We start from the raw sequence: 19,019 nt of genomic DNA, 5'->3' as shown, positions 1-19,019 counted from the left end.
CTTATTTCAATTCAACAATTGTGACGCCTAAGCCCCCTTCACCGGCTTCACCAAAACGGAAGGATTTTACGCGCTTATGCTTTTTCAAATAGCTTTGAATACCTTGACGTAAAGCCCCTGTACCAACTCCATGAATAATGGACACACGACCATAATTAGAGAGTAATGCATCATCAATATATTTCTCTGTTCTTACGATTGCATCCTCATAGCGTTCACCACGTAAATCTAATTCTAGTTTCACATGACTATTTCGATTTTTCACACCAGCTGTTCGTAATACAGGCTCTTTTTCAGGTTTAATATACTCCAAATCACTATCTGAGATTTTCATTTTTAAAATCCCCATTTGGACAACCCATTCGGTATTCGACACCTTTTCTAACAAAGTACCTCGTTGACCATAGCTTAACACCTTTACCTCGTCTCCGACAACTAAGTTTTGTGCACGAGCTTTGACTTGTGCCGCCTTTTTTAGCACTTTATTGTCTTCAAGTGGTGTTGCTTCTTCCAAGCGTTTACGTGCTTCAATCAATTCATGCTCCTTGACAACTTGATCAGCATTTTTACGCATTTCTCGAAGCTCTGCAATAATCACTTCTGCTTCACGTTTTGCTTCATCAACAATTTTACGCGCCTTTTCCTTCGCCTTCTTATCAAGCGCCTCTTTACGCTCCTCATAAGCTTGCAATTTATCTTGAAGCTCTTTACGTAATGTTTCTGATTCTAATAGCAATGCATGCGAACGCTCTGCATCATCTTCAGATTGGCGACGTGTTTCTTCCAATGAGGCAATCATCGATTCAACCTCATGTCGATCGGTTCCAGTAAAGCCTTTAGCACGATCAATAATGGATTCAGGTAAACCAAGACGACTGGAAATTTCAAATGCATTTGAGCGCCCAGGTACACCGATAAGTAGACGGTAGGTCGGGCTCAAAGTTTCAATATCAAATTCTACACTGGCATTGACTACACCTGGTCGATTATAGCCATAAGCTTTTAGCTCAGGATAGTGAGTTGTAGCCATTACACGAGCACCGCGCCCATGTACTTCGTCTAAGATTGAGATGGCTAAGGCTGCCCCTTCCTGTGGGTCAGTACCTGCCCCTAACTCATCAAAAAGAACAAGTGATTCGTGATCAAATTTTTGTAGGATGTCAACAATATTAACCATATGGGACGAGAACGTAGAAAGTGACTGCTCAATTGATTGCTCATCACCAATATCGGCAAATAATTGCTCAAATACAGCAAGTTCTGAGCCATCTAATGCTGGCACTGGTAATCCAGCTTGTGCCATTAATGTACACAGACCAACCGTTTTTAATGTCACCGTTTTACCACCTGTATTAGGACCTGTAATGACAATAGCTGTAATGTCTTTACCAAATTCAATATCATTTGGAATAGCTGATTCTATTGGTAGTAGTGGATGACGTGCACGTATTAGTCGGATATAGCCATCCTGATTCATTTTAGGCATTGTACATTTATTGGCTTGGCCATATTTGCCCTTTGCTAAAATGACATCGATATCACCTAATACCTTCACTAAGTTAAATAAATCTGATGCTACTTCTTGCACCATTGCACTTAATGCTAGTAAAATACGTTCAATTTCTGCCTGCTCTTTCATTTTCAAGCGATGAATTTCATTGTTTGCTTGGACAACAGAATCTGGCTCAATAAATAAGGTTTGACCAGAAGAAGATTGGTCATGGACAATCCCACCATAGTGGTGACGATATTCCTGCTTTACGGGAATAACAAAGCGATCATTACGAATTGTCACAAGTGTATCAGAAAGCATTTTCGCTGCATTACTTCCCCGAATTAAACTTTCCAGCTTAGAGCGGACTTTCCCTTCTTCAGCACGCAAAGATTGGCGAATAGAGCGCAATGTTTGACTAGCAGAATCTAAGACAGCTCCATTGTCGTCAATACAGTTATTAATTTCATGTTGCAACCCTGTTAGGACAGGCATTGCTTCCTTTTTGGAGATGAAATGGGGAATATCAATCACTTCATCGGCTTCTAAATCTTCAATAAAATTACGTAGAATTCGGCTTGCTCGAATCGTGCTCGAAATTTCCATTAGTTCTACTGCTGCTAACATGCCTCCTATTTGAGCACGTCTGGCAGAGGGACGGACATCAAAAATTCCGCCCATTGGTACATTGCCCTTCACACGCAAAATGGAAAGTCCCTCATCCATTTCCTCTAATAATTGTACTACTTTATCAAAATCTGTTTGTGGCACAAGCTCCTCAATGGCAGATTTACCAATGGAGGAAGTACAATAGGAAGCCACTTGTTGCCTAACTTTATCGTATTCTAGTGTTTTCAATGCGCGTTCTGCAATCACTGAGAACACCTCCTCAGCCTATTTATTTCGTTGTATGAACGCTTCAAACTGTTCACGCGTCCATGTATTCACAATCATATCTTTCGGTAACCATGCTCTATTTGCATAGCGAACCCCAATATCCATAAAACGTAAATGTGCAATATCATGCGCATCTGTGTTGATGGCTACTGGCACACCTGCAGCGCATGCCATTTCTAAATGTTCTACACATAAATCGAGACGATACGGATTTGCATTTAACTCTAAAATTTTACCATATTCCTTTGCCCAGGCAATTAACTGTTTCATATCAGGATTATAACCATCGCGATCTTCAATAATTCGACCAGTCGGATGGGCAATCATATGAACATAGGGATTTTGCATAGCTGTTAGTAAACGTGCCATAATTTTATCTTGTGATTGTGTAAAACTAGAATGAATGGAAGCAATAACAAAATCGAGCTCTTTTAACACCTGATCTTCGAAATCAAGGGAGCCGTCTGGTAAAATATCCATCTCCGTCCCTTTAAACAAATGAAAATCTGGATGTGCTGCATTAAATGCCTCAATTTCTCCACGCTGCTTTTCTAAACGCTCTGGCGTTAATCCATTTGCTACTTTTAGGAATTGCGAATGGTCTGTAATAACGCTATATTGATAGCCCCGTGCTAGTAACGCCTCGCCCATTTCTGCAACAGAGTATGCTCCATCCGACCATGTTGTATGCATATGCAAATCAGCTTTAATATCCTCTAGTCGAACTAAGTTTTGAATTATGTTTGTTTTGTCAAATTCTGCTGTTCCTGTCCGTAAGCTCGGTGGAATCCAAGGTAGATCAAAATGAGCGAAAAATGCTGCCTCGTCTTGGAACGTTAAAACGGTACCATCTTCCTGTTCCACTCCATATTCACTTATTTTTTCACCACGGGCTTTGGCAATTTGCCGCATACGAACATTATGATCTTTTGAACCTGTGAAATGATGCAACGCAGTCGCATATTCATTGTCTTTCACTAAACGGAAATCAACGCTAACTGGTTCATCTAAGTCTAAAATCACCGAAATTTTTGTATCCCCTGCCGCCACGACTTCTTGAATGGCCAAGCTATTTAACAAGTTTTCGCGTACTTCCTCAACTGCTTCTGTCACAACAATAAAATCAATATCTTTGCTAGTTTCTAATGCTCGACGGAAACTCCCAGCAACTGAAAACCGGTCTACTTCCTTCATACTACCTAGAAGCGCCTCAATTTGTAAAACCACAGGCTCAAGCTGCCAAATTGGTAGTCGTTCTGAACGATTTGCTAAATTGGCTAGCTCCTTTAAAATCTTCTCCTCAGTTTTTACAGCAAATCCAGCTAATTCACGTACTTTTCCTGCCTCACAAGCTGCCTTCAAGCTTTCTGCAGAGTCAATACCAAGCTCTTGGTGTAGTTTCGCAATTTTTTTTCCTCCCAAGCCAGGTAATTTTAGCAATGGCAGTAACCCTTTAGGTACAACCTCTTCTAACTCCTTTAACAAACTCGATTCACCTGTTAACATTAAGTCCTCTATTACAGCCGCAGTACCCTTGCCAATACCTTTGAGTTTTGTTACATCATCCATTTCGCTTAATGAACGCTCGTCCCCCTCTAGTGCTGCCGCAGCCTTTCGAAAGGCTGATACCTTGAATGGATTTTCTCCCTGTAGTTCCATATATAAAGCAATTTTTTCGAGTGTGCGAATAATTGTTTTTTTATTCATTGGTAATTCCTCCTATCGTAAAAACACTTCCCTCAAGACAGAGAGAAGTGCACAGTTACTATTGCATATAAATATACCACCAGTTTTGGAACATCTTTGTAATAATTGGTGTATGCTCCAACATCAGACCACTTAACAATGACTTCGACATTAAATTTTGTATGGCATCTACTGGTAATAAAGCGCACACATATAGCAAAATAAACATAATTAAATAGTTTTCAATCATGCCAAGTAACGCCCCAAGCCAACGATTCACTGTATTTAGCACAGGCAAATACGCGATAAAGTCAAATATCGATGCCACGATTTGCAACGTTATTTTTACTGCAAAGAAAATAACAGCAAAGGCAATTACCCGATAAAAGGTGCGGTCTAAATCTAGACTATCAATGACAACGCCAAGGCTACCTGTGTCAGTGACACCTGGATACGGAACCCAAAATACAAATTTTTGTGCTAATGGCTTATAATAAATATACGCAACAATTAGGGCTACTACAAAGCTGACAATATGCATCATCTGTACAATAAAACCTCGTTTTGCACCGACGCCTATACCAGCTAACAGTACCACTAATATGATTAAATCTAACATTCTCTTCAACCCTTTAACTTTTTCAATTCTTCTTCTAATTGCTCCATTCGTTCTTTTAATAGTAAATAATCATGAACTGTATTTACTGCTGTCAGAACAGCAAGTTTTGTGCTATCAAGTGAGGGATTATGTACGTTCATCTCGCGCATACGGTCATCAACAATCGAAGCAACAAGTCGCATATGGCCAATGGATTCAGAGCCGACCATTTTATATGTATGACCATATATTTCAACAGAAATTTTATTCTTTTCTTGTTTTTCCATAGTCGCACCCTCCTATAAATTCGATGCACACACGATTTTAGAGGCTTGTGAGCACCATCACACAAAAAAGCTATTTATTATCATACCATGAAAGGTATAAAATTGTGAACAACGAGGACAGAAAGGAACGATTAAATGGCAAATATTGTGCTTTCCATTTCAACAAATATTCAAAAAGAGGTGATGGCTTACTATGCATCGCACTTTATAGAACGAAAGGCTCCGGGAGTCGTTTTTGCGGCAAAACTACCAGATACAGCCATAACTATGTATAAATCAGGCAAATTAATGTTTCAGGGGGGCGGTGCTGAACGTGAGGCAGCACGTTGGGGAACTGTTGAAAAAACTGCTACTCCACTCTCCACTATCGGGGCAAAAGGGGATGTACTGCCTAACAATTTCGCAACCATGTCTGTCTTAGGCTCAGACGAAACAGGCACAGGTGATTATTTTGGTCCAATCACTGTAGCAGCAGTATATGTGCCTACTTCCAAAATCGAACTCATGAATGAGCTTGGCGTAAAAGATTCAAAAATGCTAACAGATGACTATATGAGGAAAATTGCACCTGATTTGCGTGCAGCCTGTGTCCATAGTGTTCTCGTCTTACGCAACGAGAAATATAACAACTTACAAGCGAAAGGCTATTCCCAAGGTAAAATGAAAGCCATGATGCATAACAAGGCACTACAAAACACACTATCAAAAATGGCACCTGAAAAACCTGAATTTATCTTAATCGACCAGTTTGCTGAACGTGGTGTCTATTACAATTATTTAAAAAATGAACGTGAACTTGTACAAGAGAATGTCTACTTTTCTACTAAAGCAGAACAATTACATGTAGCTGTGGCTACAGCATCTATTTTAGCTCGTGCTGCCTTTTTAAAGGAAATGGACCGTTTGAGTGACATTACAGGGCTTACATTAATGAAGGGCGCCTCTAACAAGGTAGATGTGCAAGCAGCCCGAATCTGGCGTAATCAGGGCGAAGAATTTCTACGCTCCATCACAAAATGGCATTTCGCCAACACTGATAAAGCACGGAAGATGAAGTAAATCATACTATTGGTTGCTTAAAAAAGCTTTTTTGGGGTTCCTGATGAGCGTGAGACGCATTAGGAACCTTTTTGAGCGCTTTCCTCATTTTTTGGATCATTCATTCTTCACCTTTTGGATCATCATCTTCACCATTCTCAAACAAAAAAAGACTGCCTCGTAAGACAGTCTTTTTTCATATATTAGCGTACTTCTGTGCCTGCAATCGTAGCAATGGCTTTTAACACTTTGTTATGTGCGGCCACTACTTCTTCGTCTGTTAAAGTACGTTCTGGATCAAAGTATGTGAGTGAGAAGGCAACCGATTTTTTACCTGCTTCCATTTTCTCCCCTTCGTAAACATCGAATACGCGGATATCTTTTAATAGTTTCACACCCGCTGCATCAATAGCTTCCATTACTTCGCCCGCTGTTGTTGTACGGTCCATTATAAGAGCGATATCGCGAGACATAGCTGGGAAACGAGGTACTGGTGTATAGGCAAGTGGTGCTTCTTGTGCCGTTGCACTTAATAGCGCCACTAAATTCATTTCCATTACATACGTGTCTTTTACACCCCATGCTTTTTGCTCTGCTGGGTGAAGTCCACCAATGATGCCGACTTGCTTGCCATCCAATAAAATGCTAGCCGTACGACCTGGATGTAAGCCATCCACTTGTGATTTCACAAATGTCATGCGATTTGCTAAGCCAAGTTTGCCAATGACACCTTCGATGATACCTTTTAGCACAAAGAAATCTACAGCTTTTTTCTCACCTTGCCAAGCATGGTCTAGCCATTTGCCAGTTAGTACTGCTGCCACATGCTCTTCCTCATATGGTTGCCCCTCATCTGATTGACCAAGGAACACGGAGCCAATTTCATATAAAGCCACGCCTTCAGCTTGACGTGCAACATTATAAGCCGCCGCTTCGATTAAATGTGGAATAAGGCTTTGACGTAATGTAGAACGCTCCTCACTCATTGGCATAAGCAAGCGAGTTACCGGCTCTGCTTTCAAAGCAAAACGTTGTGACAATGCATCCGACGTTAACGAATAAGTTACCGCTTGATATAGGCCAGCCCCTTCCATGTAATGACGAACAACACGTCGATTTGCTTGGTAAGGTGATAAATTACCTACTTGTGTTGCACCCTCTGGTAATGTCATTGGGATTTCATCATAACCATAAAGACGAGCAATTTCCTCCACGATATCCTCTTCAATTTTAATATCTTGGCGACGTGTTGGTGCATCAATAATTAATAAACCATTTGCTGCCTCTACACCAAATTTTAAACGCTCTAAAATAGAAAGCATATCTTCTAATGCAATCTTCATACCTAAACGTTCATTAATAAAATCTGGGGAAACGACTACTCGCGCTGGTGTTTTATCTAACTCATCTACTAAACATGTACCTTCTAATACTTCGCCTCCTGCTAATTCAGCAAGTAGAGCGGCAGCACGTTCAGCAGCTGGTAAGACACGATTTGGGTCTACCCCTTTTTCGAAACGAGCCGATGCATCTGAGCGTAGGCCAAGATGACGAGACGTTTGACGCACTGTTAAACCATCAAAATAGGCTGACTCAATGACAACAGTCGTTGTTGAATCTGTTACCTCTGAATTAGCACCACCCATTACACCAGCAATGGCTACTGGCTCTTTGCCATTTGTAATGACTAAATCTGAAGCTTTTAATGTACGTTCTTGGTCATCTAATGTTGTAATTTTTTCACCTTCTGTTGCTTTACGAACAACGATTTCACCCGTTGCTAGACTATCATAGTCAAAAGCATGTAAAGGTTGACCATATTCCATTAATACATAGTTCGTTACATCTACGACATTATTGTGTGGACGTACTCCCGCAGCCATTAGACGATTTTGTAGCCACATTGGTGATTCACCGATTTTTACGTTTTTCACAACTTTTGCTACATACATAGGATTTGCTTGTAAATCTTCTACATGAAGCTTCAGGTAATCCTGTGCTTTTTCACTAGCAGTTCGATAGGAAATTTCTGGATATTTAATTTCCTCTGAAAGAATGGCACCTACTTCATACGCTACACCTAGCATTGAAAGGGCATCTGAGCGGTTTGGTGTTAGTCCTAGTTCTAACACTGTATCACGTAGGCCCAATATAGCCAGTGCATCTGTGCCTACTTCTGCATCTGCTGGTAGGACAAAGATACCTTCTGAATACGCCTTAGGAACAAGCTTTCCTTCGATTCCAAGCTCTTGTAAGGAACAAATCATTCCGTTCGATTCATGACCGCGAAGTTTTGCTTTTTTGATTTTAATGCCACCTGGTAAATGTGCACCTGGACGAGCAACAATGACTTTCTGACCAGCATCAACATTCGGTGCACCACAAATTATTTGTTGAGGCTCTGCTTCGCCAACGTCAACTTGGCAAATATTTAACTTATCAGCCTCTGGATGTTTCTCCTTAGAAACTACATAACCAACTACAACTTTATCCATAGCATTAGCACGATCAATTACTGCATCTACTTCGATCCCAGAGCGTGTAATTTTTTCTGCTAATAGCTCAGGTGCTAAGTCCTGCGTATTGATATAATCTTTTAACCATTCTAATGATACTAACATGTTTTATCCCCCTTACGCTTCTGTTCGCTCGAATTGTGATAAGAAGCGAGTGTCACTTGTATAGAAATGACGAATATCGTCAACACCATATTTCAACATCGCAATACGTTCTGCACCAATACCAAATGCAAATCCAGAAACTTTCTTTGGATCATAGCCAGCCATTTCTAATACGTTTGGATGCACCATACCTGCTCCTAGAATCTCAATCCAGCCAGTGCCCTTACATACGTTACAGCCTGCTCCACCACATTTGAAACAAGAGATATCCATCTCTACAGATGGCTCAGTAAATGGGAAGAAGCTCGGACGTAGTCGAATTTCGCGGTCTGCACCAAACATTTTTTTCGCTAACGTATCTAATGTTCCTTTTAGGTCACTCATGCGAATATTTTCGCCAATGACTAAACCTTCAATTTGCATAAACTGATGTGAATGTGTTGCATCATCATTATCACGTCGGAATACTTTACCAGGACAAATTATGCGAATCGATTCACCTTTTTTGGCTTCCATCGTACGAGCCTGTACTGGTGAAGTATGGGTACGTAATAATATTTCCTCGGAAATATAGAACGAATCTTGCATATCACGAGCTGGATGACCTTTTGGTAAATTTAGTGCTTCAAAGTTATAGTAATCCTTCTCCACTTCTGGACCTTCAGCAATTTCATAGCCCATTCCAATAAATAAATCTTCAATTTCTTCAATGACACGTGTTAAAGGGTGACGGTTCCCCACTTTAATTTCACGACCTGGTAAAGTGACATCAATCGACTCACTCGCTAATTTTTCAGCAATGGCTGCCTCTTCCAACACGGTAATCTTTGTTTCTAATACTGCCGTTACATTTTCACGAACATTATTCACTAAAGCACCCATTTTCGGACGTTCTTCAGCTGATAATTTGCCCATCCCTTTTAGTAAATCAGTGATAGGTCCTTTTTTTCCTAAATACGCAACACGTACTTCATTCAATTCTTTTAAATTTGCAGCTGCTTCAATTTTAGCAAGTGCTTCTTGCTCTAATTGTTTTAATTGCTCTTCCATGTTATAACCTCCTCAGAAAATAAATGCCTGCTTTTTAGGCATAAAAAAACTCGCCCCTAAAAAGGGACGAGGACATTTTCGCGGTACCACCCTAGTTATTGCAAAGCAAAGCCTTACAATCACTTCATTGACATAACGACTTGATAAAGCCGGCTTACCTTTACAGCAGTACACTGGTCCCGGTAGCTGCTCGCGGGCTGAATTCAAAACTGCATTGATACGGCGTTGGCTCTCAATCTCTGGCCTACGCTCCCTGTCGTCCATTCACAATCTTTACTACTTCCCGGTCAAAGCATTTATTATTTAAACATACATTTTAGAATAAATTATACAATAATGGACTGTAGCAAATCAAGAGACAACTGCCTCAATCCCACAATGAACAATTAATTATTTGGCAAAGCCATATAAAACAATACCTGTTGCTACTGCGACGTTTAATGATTCGGCCTGTCCAAAAAGAGGAATGATCATATTTTGATCTGTCATCGCTAATAACTGAGGCTGAATGCCACTTCCTTCATTCCCCATAATAATCGCAAATGCACCCGTATGCTGAATATCACTATACGGCACCGCTTCCTCATCTAATGCAGTACCAAATACTGGTACACCTTGATCCTGTAATATATCTATCCATTCTGCTAAATCTCCACGCACTACCGGAATATGGAAATGCGAACCTTGAGCAGCACGTAGTGTTTTAGGGTTATAAAGATCGGCACAGCCTTTTCCTAAAATTACAGCATCTAAACCTGCAGCATCTGCTGTACGAATCATTGTTCCAATGTTACCAGGATCTTGGACAGCATCAATTAATAACACTTTTCGCCAAGTAGTCATCACATTATCCTCTAAAACGGGCTGTTTACATACAGCAAAAACACCTTGGGAAGTTTCTGTCTCCGCAAATTCCTTCGCTACCGCAGTCGATACCTCTACAATAGCTATATCATCGATTGGCCATAACATTGGCAAATCGATACCTTCACGCACTATAATTTGTAATACTTGGTTTTTATTTTTTAATGCTTCTTCAACAAGATGAAAGCCCTCTACTAGGAATTCACCCGAACGTTCACGCTCTTTTCTTGTTGTCGCTAACTTTTTCCAATATTTCACTAACGCATTTTGCGTAGATTCAATTCTCTTCATCGCTACCTCTTACCGCCTTTTTCCTATATATTGACCACTATTATACCCTACGAAATAGCAAATTTCATAGCTAAGTAAGAAAACTGTTATTTTCCTGTGGTGGCAAGTGGCGTACAACTTAAACATGCTATAATCATACATATCTAACGAAGACACAAAGTGAGGTATATAAATGAAAAAAACAATACATGTAGTAGGGGCTATAATTGAAAATGAGCAACAAGAAATTTTCTGTGCTTTAAGAAACCCCCAAATGGTATTAGCAAATTATTGGGAATTCCCTGGCGGTAAAATAGAGCAGGGTGAAACACCAAAACAGGCACTTTCTCGAGAAATTCTTGAGGAATTTAACTGTACGATTCAAGTAGGTAAACAAGTGGCTGTAACACTCCATGAATACGAACAATTTTTCGTTCATTTAGAAACATACAAAGCTTCAATTATTAAAGGCACACCCCAAATTCTAGAACATGCTGAAGCAAGATGGGTTCCCCGCAACCAATTGCTTGACCTTCCATTTGCTCCAGCAGATCTTCCTTCTATTCAAAAATTAATGGCGGAATTGTAAAGGCTAGTCACTTTATCTCATGAAAATGAGTGACTTTGTTTCGTCCGTGCTCTTTCGATCCATACAGTGCTTTATCTGCTTTTTTTATCAATGTCGTCTCTGTATCTTCTGAAGTTACTGTGGCAATTCCCATACTGATCATAAGACTGCCTGTTGGCCAACCATCCTGCTCCACGGTGTGTCTAATTTTTTCGCCGATTTCTTTTGCCGCAGGTATCTCGGTCTCAGGTAGGATGATAATAAACTCCTCCCCACCATAACGAGCGACGATATCTTCTAGACGTACTTGTATTTGTAATAGTTGTGCCAATTGTACGAGGACATCGTCTCCAACTTGATGACCATATGTATCATTGACCTTTTTGAAATGATCGATATCTAAAATGCATAACGAAAAAGTTTCTGCTGTCTCATGAAAATGATTAAAATGTTTTTCGAGTTGTTCCTGGAAAAATCTCCTGTTTTTCAAGCCGGTCAGTTTATCAGTCATTGATAATTCTACTAAAGCAGCATTCATTTCCAATAATTTCGCCTGCTGATGTTCTATTTCAACATGAATTTGCTCCAAATTAGCTAATGCACGATCCTTTTCTTGATAGGCAGCCTCAAGTAGTTTTTTGGCTGATCGTAATTCTTGTTCATAATCTATGCGCTTTTTCATCTTTACTAAAATACAATCAATGCGCTCTACCAAATCCTCTTTGTATAATTTGGCATTCATTAAAAACGGAACCGACATTCCGTCCTTCTGTTTAAGATGAATGAATAATTCCTCTACTTGCCCCTCTAGATTAATCATAGGATAAAAATAAGAGTGAAAAATCATCTTATTGGGCGTAGATAGAAGAATTTCTAGATGCATATGTAATAATTCCTCTTGCTCATAGCCGATCCAATCTAGCAGGGTTCGATTGATTTCTGAAATAAGCCCTTCATGTGTGATGGAAAGAAATCCACATGGTGCATTGTTGAGTCGTTTTTCCATTGTTGAAAATCCTTTCATTTTTCCCTACAAAAAATCTGCAATACATTGTATCGTTTCATTTGGGTGACTAATATGTGGATAATGACCTTTTGCTTCCATTAATTGTAACGTGCTATTTTTGAGATGCTGATGCAAATAATCTCCAACACTACTTGGCACAATACTATCTTCCGAGCATTGGATAATTAACGAAGGAACAGAGACCTTTGGTAATTCACTTCGATGATCAGATAAAAATGTGACCTCAGCAAATTCCTTTGCAATGATAGGGTCTGCTGCTATAAAGGTTTGCTTCAATTCCTGTGTTAATGCTGGCTGTTCAGGATTACTCATTGCAATAGGTGCCATATAGCTAGCCCAACCTGTAAAGTTCATTTCCATCATGTCTAGTAACTTTGCTATATCACTTCGCTCAAATCCCCCTCGATAACCATCATCATTTAAATAACAGGGAGAAGGACCAATCATAATCAATTTCTTAAAATAGTCAGGGTGCTGGATAGATGCGAGCAGTCCTATCATGGCACTAATGGAATGCCCTACAAAAATACTATTTTGTAATGATAGCGTTTCAATAATGTCCAATAAATCTTGTACATAGCCCTGTAACGATTGATATTTCTCTGATGAATAGGCATTTATATCTGAGTTACCTGAGCCTACATAATCGAATAATATAATCTTATATTTGTCCATAAATGCAGGCGTAATGAAACGCCACATATTTTGATCACAGCCAAATCCATGTGCAAAAATAAGCGGTTGGTCCCCTTGTCCGAGTATTGTTACATTATTACGAACAATAATATTTTCCATTCCAATCAATCCTTTTAGAAATATATGTAATAGTTTTATTGTGACCCCTTAAACAGTATTTATCAAGCTAAAACGTGAAAATCAAAAAGGAGCAGGAGTGCCGCTTCACCTGCTCCATTCTCCAGCTACAACCACTTCCTAATAGGTGGGATACTCTGCTGAAATTGAAATACATTATACGGATCATATTTTGTTTTCACTTCACGAAGCCTTCTAAAATTACGTCCGTAATAGGCTGTATGCCAGTCCTTAATATATCGATCTGGAAAATTCACATAATCACCAGACGTATAAGGTGATAAAGCTTGACGTAAATTTTCTACCCACTTAATATTTTGTTCTTCCTCTTTCGGTTTTTTCCAGGAAGTATTATATTCTTGAGCTATTATCGCATTGCGATAGTAATAGGCTGTATGCTGGGGAGCAATTTCACCTACTGCTCCTCTTAAAGACTGTTGCCATATTGTTGTATTTGAATTAGGTGCATGGGCTAAAAATTCTTTCATCCTCTGAATCGCCTTATATGGAAACGGTCTCTCCAAAAATGACCCTGATCTTTTTCGATAGGCAGGCTGATTACCGCTTGGTAAATCAAAAAATTCTATTGCCTTGCTATATGGCACTTCCTTTATCCAAATACTTGTTGGCAAGCCTGTTTTTCTAAGAGGGCGAAGCAATTTCTTTAATTCAGCTGCTGTTCCTATAAACTCACCTTGTGCGACTATCTCACCTACTTCCTTTGTTTTTAGCTCAATCTGTGAGGTTAGACGCTTATCTGTATAGGGAGCCCATTTTTGCCATGCATCAAAGGCCACTTCAAAGTCATCCCATCCCCATGTAATAGAGAACAGTGATACCTCATTAATCGCATGAAGCTTGAATGTCAAAGAAGTGACTATACCAAAATTGCCTCCTCCTCCACCACGACTTGCCCAAAACAAATCATGATGTTGTTGCTTATTCGCTCTGATTACCTGAGCACCCTCATGTTCACTAGCTACCACCGTTTCGATTTCAATAAGATTGTCACAAGTTAATCCAAATGGTCGTGATAGCATCCCAATCCCACCACCAAGGGTCAAACCGACCACCCCAACACTACTTTCTGTACCAGCAGGAATGGTAACACCATGCTCCCATAATGTACGGTATACGTTTCCCATATTAGCTCCAGCATCAATTCTAGCCGTCATTTCTGATAGATTTACCGAAATATCATTCATATCACTTACATCAATGACAAGCCCTTTATTTACTAAAGAAAAATTTTCATAGCTATGACGACCACTTCGAATTCTGAAAGGCTCATTGTTTTCTCTAGCCCATTTTAAGGCATTAACCACATCTTTCGTTTTTTGACAAAACACAATGACACTCGGATATTTGGGATTATTTAAATTATTATTCGTTCTCGCTTGTTCATAATCCGAATCTTCAGGCGTGACGATTCTTCCTGTGAGCTTCGCCTTTTTCAACATCAAGCCCCTTTCTCACAATGATACTTATCCTATGCAACTCATTGAGAAAGAATTTAAAATTTCAGCTTTTTTCTAGAATCACACTAAAATACTCTTTTTCACACTTGAAACATATGATGCACTAATAACAACAACGTGTTGGAGGTGTTCTATGCTTATCCATGTGGTAAGTGCTGGCGAAACACTGTGGCAAATCGCTAATCGTTATGCTGTACCCGTACAATCTATTAGCCAATTAAATGCATTAGCTACTCCTGATCAATTAGCCATCGGACAATCACTGGTTATCCCTTCTCCTTATACAATTTATACCGTTCAAAAAGGAGATACGTTATGGTCAATCGCACAGAAATTTAGCGTTCCCTTGCAATCTATCATATTAGAAAATCATCTAACGAATCCCGATCAATTAACACCAGGAACGAAATTAATTATTCCACCCATTGTTCATATCGTGCAGCCAGGAGAAACTTTATGGCAAATAGCACAGCGCTATGGTACGACCGTTCAAGCCATTACTATAGAAAATAAACTAAACACTCCCAATATGCTTTATGTTGGTTCACAATTGATGATTCCAAGAAAATTACCAACGATTGAAGTCAATGCTTATTCCTACCAACCTTCAGATGAAGCTGTAGACTCCATTAATGCTATTGGTCATCTACTAACTTATTTTAGTCCTTTTGCTTATAAGATGAAGGAAGATGGGACATTACAGCCCATTAATGATGAAAATATGATAGCGGCAGCAAAGGCTAAACATATTATCCCAATGTTAACGCTCACTAATTTTACTTCTACAGAAGAAGGCTCTAATTTAGTACATGTCGTCTTGTCCAGTCCAGAGTTAAGTAAAAAGGTCATGAATAATGTATTACAGGTGATGCAAGATAAAGGTTATCAAGTATTAAATATTGATTTTGAAAATGTTTTACCTGCTGATCGCGAAAATTTCAATGCCTTTATTCAATTGGCTGTGGATACCCTTCATCCAAAAGGCTATTTAGTTTCAACAGCGCTCGCACCTAAAACAAGTGCTTCACAAACTGGGACATTATATGAAGCGCATGATTACGAAGCACATGGGAGAATAGCAGATTTTGTTGTATTAATGACATATGAATGGGGCTATCGTCTTGGCCCTCCACAAGCTATTTCCCCGATTAATGAAATGCGAAGAGTCGTGGAGTATGCTTTAACTGAAATACCAGCTGATAAAATCTTATTGGGTTTTGAGTTGTATGCGCGTGATTGGCTCCTACCTCATGTCAAAGGCCAAGAAGCCGAAACGTTTAGCCCCCAGGAAGCGCTCAATAGGGCCATCAAGTACGGGGCAACAATCCAATATGATCCAACGGCCCAATCTCCTTTTTATCGATATGTTGATGAGCAAGGAAGGCAGCACGAGGTATGGTTTGAAGATGCGAGAAGTGCACAAGCCAAATTCGACATGACTAAACATTACAATTTACGTGGCATTAGTTATTGGGCATTAGGATTCCCGTTTCCTCAAAATTGGGTTTTATTAAACGATAATTTTTCTGTTAAAAAATCTTAATACTCATTATTGTTCGCAATAAACAAAGAGCTATGCGAATTTTTCCTTGTAAAGTGCGATCTGTGCTGACGGGATAAAAAGTTCATTTCAAAGCCATATTAATTTATATCAACAGGAAAGGAGCAACTCACATGGGAAGAGACAATAAACAAGGTCAAAGCAATAATAAAGGCTCATTACCTCAAACGCCAAAAAACCAAAAGATTGCACCAAACAAGGTGAGTGAGGAATTTTCTCAAGAGTTTATGGAGCTAATTAACACAGTCACGCAAAATAAGAATAAGCAGAAAAAATAAGGGGGGCTTCAGTTGGATTTTCAACGTGCACAAGAAATTGTCGCCTCACCTTTAGAATTTGAAGTGAGCTATAATGGTGTTTCCATCTGGATCGATCAGCTCCACGATGATGAAAAAACAGCGACAGTTCACCTACGCCGTTCTTTAGAAGAGCGATCTGAAGTAGCTATATCCGAATTAAAAGAAGAATATCTCGTTCACTAAACAGCAAGAACCTGCTTACTCAATAGCAATAAGCAGGTTCTTTTTTTAAATACTATAATCTTCAATATATTGAAGTTGTGTTAATACTTCCTCCACACGATGATGTAAATCTTTATAGGTTTCCGTAATTTGCTGTGGGGATATTGGCTTACTGAATAGATAGCCCTGAATATAATCACAGCCACCATCTATTAGAAAAGATAATTGCTCCACTTCTTCAATGCCCTCTGCCACAACCTTCAAACGTAAATGTTTAGCCATCGAAATAATCATGGAAACAAGTGCTTCATCATTCGGATTATGTGGCACGTTTCTCACAAATGTTCGGTCAATTTTTAAACAATCAATTGGGAATTCCTTTAAATAAGATAGAGAGGAATAACCTGTTCCAAAATCATCTACAGCAATTTGGATGCCTAATGCCTTTAACTCATGTAATAGCTGTGTCATTTGATCAATATTCATCGTCATACTTTCTGTAATTTCTAATTGTAAAAATGACGGATCTAAATTGGTACGATGTAAAATATCTTGTACCATTTCTACTAAATCCTGTTGAAATAACTGGCCAAGTGATAAATTCACTGCCACTTTCATCGGAGGTAAGCCTTGTTTCTCCCATATTTTCGCTTGAGTGCATGCGTTTTCTAAAATCCATTTACCTAGCGGGATAATAAGGCCACATTCTTCAGCAATAGGAATAAAGACATCAGGTGGAACAAATCCCCGAGTTGGATGACGCCAGCGAACCAAAGCTTCGACCGATTCAATGGTGCCTGTTTTTAAGTTGACCTGTGGTTGATAGTCTAAATAAAATTCATTATTGGCTAACGCATTATGTAAGTCTTGCTCTAACAATATTCGATCTGCAATACCTTTAGACATGTATGGTTTATAAAAAAGAAATCTTTGAGGTATTTGTCTAGCTTCTCGCATCGCTAACTGTGCATGCATTAATAGCTCTTCACCAGTCCATTGCTCCTCATAAAGAGCAATCCCAATATTTAGACTGCCATTCAATGAAAATAATTGGACCTGTAAAGGATCTGCCATGGCACTTTTAAGATTTAAGCAAAATTGTAGTAGTTCCTCAATCGTCTTTACATGGTCAATATAAATAACAAATTGTCCTTCACGCAGTTTAGTTGCAAAATAATGTGGAGGTACAATCGATTGAATTCGCTCTGCAACAAGTTTCATCATTTTATTAGAGTTACTAATCCCAATGGACGAACGAATCGCCGCAAAGCGATCAATTTCTATGGCAATGATAGCCTTTTGCGCTTTATGTTCATGTAAATTTTCTTTTAACGTCTTAAGTAAAAAATGTTCATTTGGCAACAATGTAATATCATCATGATAAGCTTGAAATCGAAGCTCTTTTTGAGATTGTTCAAGATCCTTTTTAATTTTCAACAGCTGCTGAAAGGGTTTTTCCACAGATGTATAATAAATCGCCTTTAGGAAAAAATAGAATGCTAAAAACTGATAGATCAGTGCTGAGAAATCCCATATCGCATTTTGATCTTGACTAACAATAAAGAAGACATCACTCACAATAAGGGAAATAGCTGCGCTAATTAGCCACATGGAACGCTTTGGTAATTTTTTTACATATGTACTAACAATAGCAATGGTTAAAATTTGAAGAATAATAGCAATTAAGTGTACCATATTATCAATCGTATCTAACCAATTTTTAGGCAATACTTTGGGCGAATAATAAGCCAGAAAAACGCTTCCTAGAACGAAAAGCATCGAACAACCATATGTCAGTATCCGATGATTCATGGTTAATCGCTTTTTAGGGTTTAAAATAATAAGTATAAATCCAATGGCTAAGTATAAACGTATTAATATATGTAGGGGCTCGTTCATAAAGTTCCATTCTCTAGATTGGCTAAAAAACAAGCTAACTAATTCTAATAAGGCAATAATGAAAAACATGTTTCCTATGTATAAAGTTTGATTGGATAATAAGTGTGAAAATACTAAATAGGATTGGATCGCAATTGCCATTGTAAAAACAATGATTAATATTTGTATCACCAATTTTATATCTTGATACATGTTACCTTGGAAAACACCATATATTTGATTGCTAAAGCTCAGTAATGGTATGACAAGTAATAAGGGTAATACCATATACCAAATTTCTTTTTTCTCTATCTGATTAAACCATCTCTCCACTCCAAACCCTCCATACTACTATATAAACATTCACTAGGAAATTTTATCTATCTATATCGATTATTTAAATTTGAATTGTATATTTCTTTGACTTCTT

Annotated in this window: 16 protein-coding genes; 5 read left to right on the top strand and 11 right to left on the bottom strand. The window is 38.8% G+C overall.

Annotated features, from left to right (window positions below; all coding sequences use genetic code 11):
- Nucleotide 1 precedes the first annotated feature (1 nt).
- The 4 genes from AAJG31_RS20005 to zapA are packed head-to-tail and all read right to left on the bottom strand — an operon-like array spanning nucleotide 2 to nucleotide 4,960.
- Nucleotides 2-2,368, bottom strand: coding sequence for an endonuclease MutS2 (locus tag AAJG31_RS20005; protein WP_279495721.1), 2,367 nt, complete (start codon nucleotides 2,366-2,368; stop codon nucleotides 2-4).
- 18 nt (nucleotides 2,369-2,386) lie between these two features.
- On the bottom strand, nucleotides 2,387-4,096 hold the full coding sequence (gene polX / locus AAJG31_RS20000; protein WP_279495722.1) for a DNA polymerase/3'-5' exonuclease PolX: 1,710 nt from the start codon (nucleotides 4,094-4,096) through the stop codon (nucleotides 2,387-2,389).
- Between the two features lie 58 nt (nucleotides 4,097-4,154).
- On the bottom strand, nucleotides 4,155-4,694 hold the full coding sequence (locus tag AAJG31_RS19995; RefSeq protein ID WP_004226395.1) for a CvpA family protein: 540 nt from the start codon (nucleotides 4,692-4,694) through the stop codon (nucleotides 4,155-4,157).
- 5 nt (nucleotides 4,695-4,699) lie between these two features.
- Entirely contained in the window at nucleotides 4,700-4,960 is a 261-nt protein-coding gene (gene zapA / locus AAJG31_RS19990; RefSeq protein WP_016991554.1) for a cell division protein ZapA, read from the bottom strand.
- 135 nt (nucleotides 4,961-5,095) lie between these two features.
- Here zapA and rnhC point away from each other — a divergent pair, with 135 nt between their 5' ends.
- A complete protein-coding gene (rnhC, locus tag AAJG31_RS19985) occupies nucleotides 5,096-6,019 on the top strand; it encodes a ribonuclease HIII (RefSeq protein ID WP_279495723.1) in 924 nt (307 codons plus the stop codon).
- A gap of 182 nt (nucleotides 6,020-6,201) precedes the next feature.
- On the opposite strand, the gene pheT is transcribed toward rnhC, so the two are convergent.
- The 3 genes from pheT to AAJG31_RS19970 all read right to left on the bottom strand — a co-directional run bounded on the left by pheT (nucleotide 6,202) and on the right by AAJG31_RS19970 (nucleotide 10,824).
- Nucleotides 6,202-8,619, bottom strand: a complete 2,418-nt coding sequence (gene pheT, locus AAJG31_RS19980) for a phenylalanine--tRNA ligase subunit beta (protein WP_279495724.1) — start codon at nucleotides 8,617-8,619, stop codon at nucleotides 6,202-6,204.
- Nucleotides 8,620-8,631: 12 nt separating this feature from the next.
- Nucleotides 8,632-9,669, bottom strand: a complete 1,038-nt coding sequence (pheS, locus tag AAJG31_RS19975) for a phenylalanine--tRNA ligase subunit alpha (protein WP_004226385.1) — start codon at nucleotides 9,667-9,669, stop codon at nucleotides 8,632-8,634.
- Nucleotides 9,670-10,059: 390 nt separating this feature from the next.
- Nucleotides 10,060-10,824, bottom strand: coding sequence for an RNA methyltransferase (locus AAJG31_RS19970; RefSeq protein ID WP_048393656.1), 765 nt, complete (start codon nucleotides 10,822-10,824; stop codon nucleotides 10,060-10,062).
- A gap of 172 nt (nucleotides 10,825-10,996) precedes the next feature.
- Between AAJG31_RS19970 and AAJG31_RS19965 the strand changes: the two genes are divergently transcribed.
- Complete coding sequence (locus tag AAJG31_RS19965) at nucleotides 10,997-11,392, top strand: (deoxy)nucleoside triphosphate pyrophosphohydrolase (RefSeq protein WP_048393654.1); 396 nt, start codon at nucleotides 10,997-10,999, stop codon at nucleotides 11,390-11,392.
- 7 nt (nucleotides 11,393-11,399) lie between these two features.
- On the opposite strand, the gene AAJG31_RS19960 is transcribed toward AAJG31_RS19965, so the two are convergent.
- The 3 genes from AAJG31_RS19960 to AAJG31_RS19950 form a co-directional block, all read right to left on the bottom strand.
- Nucleotides 11,400-12,377, bottom strand: a complete 978-nt coding sequence (locus AAJG31_RS19960; RefSeq protein ID WP_279495725.1) for a sensor domain-containing diguanylate cyclase — start codon at nucleotides 12,375-12,377, stop codon at nucleotides 11,400-11,402.
- Between the two features lie 24 nt (nucleotides 12,378-12,401).
- Complete coding sequence (locus AAJG31_RS19955; RefSeq protein WP_279495726.1) at nucleotides 12,402-13,193, bottom strand: alpha/beta hydrolase; 792 nt, start codon at nucleotides 13,191-13,193, stop codon at nucleotides 12,402-12,404.
- 125 nt (nucleotides 13,194-13,318) lie between these two features.
- On the bottom strand, nucleotides 13,319-14,668 hold the full coding sequence (locus AAJG31_RS19950; RefSeq protein ID WP_054549973.1) for an FAD-binding oxidoreductase: 1,350 nt from the start codon (nucleotides 14,666-14,668) through the stop codon (nucleotides 13,319-13,321).
- Nucleotides 14,669-14,822: 154 nt separating this feature from the next.
- Between AAJG31_RS19950 and AAJG31_RS19945 the strand changes: the two genes are divergently transcribed.
- From AAJG31_RS19945 to AAJG31_RS19935, 3 genes are all read left to right on the top strand, one after another.
- On the top strand, nucleotides 14,823-16,232 hold the full coding sequence (locus AAJG31_RS19945; protein ID WP_269897626.1) for a LysM peptidoglycan-binding domain-containing protein: 1,410 nt from the start codon (nucleotides 14,823-14,825) through the stop codon (nucleotides 16,230-16,232).
- Nucleotides 16,233-16,363: 131 nt separating this feature from the next.
- Complete coding sequence (locus AAJG31_RS19940) at nucleotides 16,364-16,528, top strand: YfhD family protein (protein ID WP_004226371.1); 165 nt, start codon at nucleotides 16,364-16,366, stop codon at nucleotides 16,526-16,528.
- 12 nt (nucleotides 16,529-16,540) lie between these two features.
- Nucleotides 16,541-16,732: an H-type small acid-soluble spore protein gene (locus tag AAJG31_RS19935; protein WP_004226369.1), complete on the top strand. Its 192-nt coding sequence runs from the start codon at nucleotides 16,541-16,543 to the stop codon at nucleotides 16,730-16,732.
- A gap of 45 nt (nucleotides 16,733-16,777) precedes the next feature.
- On the opposite strand, the gene AAJG31_RS19930 is transcribed toward AAJG31_RS19935, so the two are convergent.
- Nucleotides 16,778-18,922, bottom strand: a complete 2,145-nt coding sequence (locus tag AAJG31_RS19930; RefSeq protein WP_241489998.1) for an EAL domain-containing protein — start codon at nucleotides 18,920-18,922, stop codon at nucleotides 16,778-16,780.
- Nucleotides 18,923-19,019: the final 97 nt, after the last annotated feature.

Source organism: Lysinibacillus sp. BS3 (assembly GCF_039614735.1).
GTDB classification, from domain to species: Bacteria; Bacillota; Bacilli; order Bacillales_A; family Planococcaceae; genus Lysinibacillus; species Lysinibacillus capsici.
The sequence above is the reverse complement of the archived record's forward strand: the minus strand, read 5'-3'. Positions and strand labels throughout refer to the sequence as shown.